Source organism: Faecalibacterium sp., from assembly GCF_052358865.1.
Taxonomy (GTDB): Bacteria; Bacillota; Clostridia; order Oscillospirales; family Ruminococcaceae; genus Faecalibacterium; species Faecalibacterium butyricigenerans.
The window spans coordinates 1-6,515 of the sequence record NZ_DAWCVJ010000106.1; the positions used below are offsets into that span (position 1 = coordinate 1).

General features: G+C 61.4%; 3 protein-coding genes. 2 read left to right on the top strand and 1 reads right to left on the bottom strand.

The genetic code is table 11. The features are described from left to right. Positions 1 to 879 (bottom strand): PSP1 domain-containing protein (locus ACT8X9_RS12305; RefSeq protein ID WP_444269175.1); only part of this gene is annotated, 879 nt, incomplete at its 3' end. Positions 880 to 1,262: 383 nt separating this feature from the next. Here ACT8X9_RS12305 and ACT8X9_RS12310 point away from each other — a divergent pair. Continuing rightward, on the top strand, positions 1,263 to 5,189 hold the full coding sequence (locus ACT8X9_RS12310; protein WP_444269176.1) for an efflux RND transporter permease subunit: 3,927 nt from the start codon (positions 1,263 to 1,265) through the stop codon (positions 5,187 to 5,189). Positions 5,190 to 5,544: 355 nt separating this feature from the next. Beyond that, positions 5,545 to 6,515, top strand: a 971-nt coding sequence (locus ACT8X9_RS12315) for an aldose epimerase family protein (protein WP_444269177.1), incomplete at its 3' end; no start/stop codon positions are given.

A 6,515-nucleotide genomic window follows, 5' to 3' on the forward strand; every position in this document is an offset into this window, starting at 1 on the left:
CACCACGGGGTCGGGGTCGCGCACGCCGGAATCATCGTCGTCCGGGTCGGGGCGGCGGGGGGCGCGCTTGCCGCCGGAGACATACTCACAGACGCTCACCTTGTAGTACCGGGGCGCGAAAGCCTCGGTGCCGCAGCGCACCCGCAGGTAGCCGGAGATGGGGTTGACCTCCAGCACGGTGCCGAGGCCGTCCGGGGTGCGGACAGTGCTGCCCACCATGGGCATGATGCTGTTCAGGTACTCGTAGGCGTTCTCCTCGTAGGCCAGACAGCACATCAGACGGCCGCAGGCGCCGCTGATCTTGGTGGGGTTGAGGGAGAGGCCCTGCTCCTTCGCCATCTTGATGGAGACGGGCTGGAAATCCTTCAAAAAGCGGCTGCAGCAGAAGGGCTGGCCGCAGATGCCGAGGCCGCCGATCATCTTGCTCTCGTCGCGCACGCCGATCTGGCGCAGCTCGATGCGGGTGTGGAAGATGCCGGCCAGATCCTTGACCAGCTCGCGGAAGTCCACGCGGCCGTCGGCGGTGAAATAGAACATGATCTTGGAGCGGTCGAGGGTGTATTCGGCCTCCACCAGCTTCATTTCCAGCCCGTGGCGGGCGATGCACTCCTGACAGGTGCGGTAGGCGCGCTTCTCGTCCTCCCGGTTCTGGCGCATCCGGCGGACATCCACGCTGTCGGCCATCCGGGTGATGGGCTTGAGGGCCTTGGGCACGGCGGAGTCGGCGATCTCCTTCACGCCCTGCACCACCTCGCCGCACTCCACGCCCCGGGCCGTCTCGACGATGACGTAATCGCCGGTCTGGATGGGGGTGTCTGCGGGGTCAAAATAATAGGTCTTGCCGTTGTCCTTGAAACGGACGGATATAACTTTTTTCATAGCATTCCTCTTTGGGGTCGTATCTGACACGGATAAGCCCGGAAAAATGGGCTGTCAGCAGTCTGTATTTTCGCGCCACAGCCCGCTTTGGGCGGGACTGTGGCTGAAATTGCGATAAAATTCCATTCTGCATTCTAGTATAACATAATCCGGCCCGCATTTCCACGAAATAGAGCAAGAAAACAGCCGGAAATCTTCCCAGCAGTCTCCGGGACAAAGATAGATTAAGGAAAGTTTTGTTAAAGATTGGCTTTGCCACTATTGCAAGAGGGGCGGCCTCGTGTATAATAGGAATGATAAGAAGAACTCAGGGGGCTGCTGTGTCTGCGGCCGGTCCCTTGCCGCGAGGCTGCGGCATAGAAAAGAGAAATGGATAGGAAATCATGGAAAAATTCAGCGTCAAAAAGCCATTCACCATCCTTGTCGCGGTCATTATGGTCCTGCTGCTGGGCTTCGTGTCCATCACGAGCTTACAGACGAACCTTCTGCCCGACATCAGCACGCCCTACCTCATGGTGGTCACAGTCTACCCGGGCGCCAGCCCCGAGCGTGTGGAGTCGGAAGTCTCCGACGTGATGGAAAACGCGCTGGGCACTGTGTCCGGCGTCGAGAACATCACCGCGACCTCGGCGGAGAACTACAGCCTCCTGCTCATGAAGTTTGCCGAGGGCACCGACATGAACAGTGCGATGGTCAAGACCTCAAATAAGGTGGACCAGACCGCGTCCAGCCTGCCCAGCACCTGCCTGACCCCATCCATCATCGAGTACAGCCTGAACATGAACGCTTTTATGACGGTGGCAGTCAGCCGGGAGGGCAGCGACGTCTACGACCTGTCGGACTTTGTGAATAACACCCTCTCGCCCTATGTGGGCCGTACCAACGGCGTTTCCAGCGTTTCGGCCAACGGCCTCATCGAGAAGATGGTGCAGGTGCAGCTGAATCAGGACAAGATCGACGCGATCAACACCCGCCTGCTGGAACTCATCGACACCCAGCTGGCCGACGCCCGCGCCCAGCTCGATGACGCCGAGGCCCAGATCGCCGCGGGCCGTGCCGAGTACGAGCGGCAGCTGAAAAACTTTGGCAATACGGTCTCCGACACCGTCATGGCCCAGATGGGCACCGAGGTGGCCGACGCCGTCACCGTCGTGCGCGATCAGGCGCAGGCCCTGCTCAACAGCGTCAACCAGCTCATCGGCGTGGTCAATGAGCCGGAGATCCAGCAGGCCCTCATCGATGTCCGTGACGGCCTGCAGCGGGTCGTGGACCAGTTCAACCAGACCGGTATGCGGGACATCGACTCTCTCATCGAGATCGTGGGCGAGCTGCGCGACATCACCGATAAGCTCACCGCAGCTCTGCAGGAGCTGCAGGGCCGTCTGGGTACCAGCGACGGCAGCGTCTCCGACCTTGCCGACGAGCTGGAGGTGTCCAGCAGCCTGAGCACCATCTACAATACACTGGATCAGGTCATCAAGGCCATGGACAATGTGCCCGGTCTGATGAACCAGTTCTCGGTCGCTCTGGGTACCTATTCCAGCCAGCAGCTCAGCGCCTATATGCAGTTCACTGAGGCCCGGGAGAAGCTGAAGGACTATGAGAACCAGCTGGAAGATGCAAAGCGGCTCTACGAGGACACCAAGGAAAAGGCCTTGGCCAGCGCCGATGTGGCAAAGCAGCTGGACATCAAGACCCTCGCCCAGCTCATCTACGCCCAGAACTTCTCGATGCCTGCCGGTTACGTCGCCGACAAGAACGGCCAGTCGTGGCTGCTGAAGGTCGGTGAGGAGTACGACAGCGTCTCGGACATCGAGGGCGCTCTTCTGCTCCACGTCGAGGGCTTCGGCGATGTCCGCCTCTCCGACGTGGCCGATGTGGCCGTCATCGACAACTCTGAGGCCAGCTACACCCGCCTGAACGGCGAGCGGGCCGTGGTGTTGAAAATTTTCCGCAACGCCACCTCCAGCGCCAGCAGCGTCTCGGACGGCTGCCTGAACGCCTTCAAGGAGATGCAGGCCCAGTATCCCGACCTGCACGTCGTCGTCCTGTCCAATCAGGGCAACTACATCACCATCATCGTCAACAGCATCATCAGCAGTATGCTGGTGGGCGCTGCGCTGGCCATCATCGTGCTGGCCATCTTCCTCAAGGACATCAAGCCCACCCTCGTGGTCGGCGTCAGCATCCCGCTGTCCGTCCTGTTTGCCGTCGTGCTGATGTACTTCACCGGTCTCGACATGAACATCATGACGCTGGCGGGCCTGTCGCTGGGCGTCGGCATGCTGGTGGACAACTCGGTGGTCGTCATCGAGAACATCTACCGTCTGCGCAGCCGGGGCGTGCCGGCGGCCCGCGCCGCCGTGCAGGGTGCCCGTCAGGTGAGTATGTCGGTGGTGGCTTCCACCCTCACCTCGGTCTGCGTCTTCCTGCCGGTGGTGTTCTCCTCCGGCACGGTGCGCAGCCTGCTGGAACCCATGTCCTTGTGCATCGGCTACTGCCTGATGGCCTCCCTCATCGTGGCCGTCACGGTCGTGCCTGCCGCTGCCTCTACAGTTCTGAAAAAGGCCGAGCCGAAGCGGCTGGTCTGGTTCGAGAAGATCCAGGACAAATATGCCCACAGCCTCGAGTGGTGCTTACAGCACCGCGCCCTGCCGCTGGTGGCGGCGGTCGTGCTGCTGGCCTTCTGCGGCTGGAAGGTCTTCTCCATGGGCGTCGTCCTCCTGCCGGAGATTTCCAGCAATGAGGCCACCATCGCCCTCTCCACCGACGACGATCTGACCAAGGAAGAGTCCTACGGCGTGGCCGGACAGGTCGTGGAGGCCGTCATGGCCGTGGACGGCGTGGAAGAGGTGGGCGTCACCACCGACACCACCGTGGCCGGCATCGACATCGGCCAGCTGGGCCTGCCCAGCGCCATCACCGACCTGCTGAGCGCCGCCAACAGCTACGGCAGCTATCAGTTCAACGTCATGCTGGACGAGTCTCTCTCCTCCACCCAGATCGCCGCCGCGGAGCAGGCCCTGAACGATGCAGTGGCCAGCGTCGAAAAGTGCACCGGCACCGTCGAGATCAGCGGAATGCAGGACCTCACCAGCCAGCTCAGCAGCGGCCTCTCCGTCAAGATCTACGGCCCCGACGCCGAGACCATCACCGCACTGAGCGACAAGGTCGTCCAGATGGTCAACGACACCGAGGGCTTCGCCAACGCGGGCACCGGCCTCGGTCAGGGCGATGCGACCATCAATCTGGACATCGACCGTGACAAGGTCCGCGCCTACGGCCTGACCGTCGCGCAGGTCTATCAGCAGATCGCCGCCAAGCTCACCACCACCACCACGGCGGAGACCCCCGTCACCGTGGACGGCTCCACCATGAAGGTCCAGATCAGTGACAACCTTGACCCTGTGACCAAGGAAAACATGATGGACATCACCTTTACCACCAGCGTGATGGACGCCACCGGCACCACCACCACCGGCACCTGCACGCTGGGCGACATCGCCAGCTGGTCCACCGGCACCGCCCCCGACTCCATCACCAGCGAGAACCAGACCCGCTACATCACGGTGTCTGCCGACACGCTGGACGGCTACAACACCACCGTCCAGTCCCGCGTGCTCCAGAAGAAACTGGACGCCTTCGCCCTCTCCGACGAGATGCCCGAGGGCTGCTCCTTCTCGCTGGGCGGCGAGTCCTCCACCGTCAACCTGATGGTCGATGAGATGGTGCAGTGGATGGCACTGGCCCTCCCCTTCGTCTATCTGGTCATGGTGGCGCAGTTCCAGAGCCTGCTGTCCCCCTTCATCGTCCTGTTCACAGTGCCGCTGGCCTTCACCGGCGGCCTGCTGGGTATGCTGCTCACCGGCCAGCAGCTGACCATGATCTCCCTGATGGGCTTCATCGTCCTGATGGGCACCGTCGTCAACAACGGCATCGTCTTCGTGGACTACGCCAACCAGCTGCGTCTGGGCGGCATGGAGCGCCGTGCGGCCCTCGTCGCCACCGGCAAGACCCGTATGCGCCCCATCCTGATGACGACGCTGACGACGGTTCTGGCCATGCTGCAGATGGTGTTCAGCAACGACATGGCGAGCCAGCTCATGAGCGGCATGGCCATCGTCATCATCTGCGGCCTGAGCTATGCCACCCTGATGACCCTGTACATCGTGCCCATCCTCTACGACATCCTCTTCAAGAAGCCGCCGCTGGTGGTCGATGTGGGTGACGACGGGATGGACGACATCCCCGACGATGCCGCCGAGTATATCGCGCAGGCGAATGCTGGCAAGGCACAGACGGAGGCATGACTTCATATCGTTGTGCGAAAGAGACTGCCGTGATGCGGCGGTCTCTTTTTTGTGGTGGGGAACGAACCTCTCCGTCACGCCTACGGCGTGCCACCTCTCCTATCAAGGAGAGGCCTTGGCATTCCGGAAAGCTTTCCCTCTTCGCCAGAGGCTCCCCTCGGTAGGGGAGCTGTCGAGCGGATGCGAGACTGAGAGGTTTTCTTGCAATATGCCCAAAAAATCTCTCGAAAATTTGGAAGTTGAATCTAAAAACAATCGCACACAAGGTGCGAAAACTGTGCTATAATCATAATTATGGACAAGGCTGGGGCGGAGCTGCCCCAGGCCAGAAAATAACAACAAGGAGGCGAGCCTTATGGCACAGTTTCGCTCCAAGCCTTTCGGTGTGACCAAAAACGGCGATAAGGTGGATGAGTACATCATCTCCAATCCCGGCGGACTTGAGATCAGCGTGCTGAACTACGGCTGTGTGATCAAAAATCTTTTCGTCCCCACCAAGACGGGCCTTGTGGATGTGGTCGTCGGGCACGACACCCTCGCCGACTATGAGGCAGATTTCAACTCGTCCGGCAGCACCTGCTGCGGTGCGTTCGTGGGCCGGTACGCCAACCGCATCGAGAACGCGGAATTTGCCCTCGGCGGCAAGACCTACAAGCTGGAAGCCAACAACGGCAGAAATCACCTGCACGGCACTTTCCCCCGGAAGATCTACGATGTGAAGATGTTCGGCGACACGCTCCTGATGGAGACCGAAAGCCCGGCGGGCGAGGATGGTTTCCCGGGGAATCTGAAGGTCAGCGTGCGGTACATCCTCACCCCGGACAACACTCTGCGGATGGACTACCGTGTCTCCAGCGATGCGGATACCATCATCAACCTGACGAACCACACCTATTTCAACCTCGACGGCGGCGGCAATGTGCTGGGCCAAAAGCTCCGCATCTATGCCTCCAACTACCTCGAGGGCAACAACGAGACCTGCCCCACGGGCCGCATCCTGCCTGTGGCCGGCACGCCGATGGATTTCCGCGCAGGCAAGCCGCTGGGCCGCGACCTCGACACCGGGTTCTATCAGACCACCATGGCGGGCGGCGGCTTCGACCACTGCTATGTCCTTGACCGGCCCCGGGGCGCGAGCCAGAGCCTCTGCGCGTGGGCGTCCAGCGACAAGACCGGCATCAGCATGAAGATGTACACCACCCAGCCGGGCATCCAGCTCTACACCGGCAACTTCCTGCAGAACTGCCCCTCCCCCGGCAAGGGCGGCGTCCCGATGGAAAAATACGGCGGCTTCGCCCTCGAGACCCAGCACTTCCCCTGCAGCCC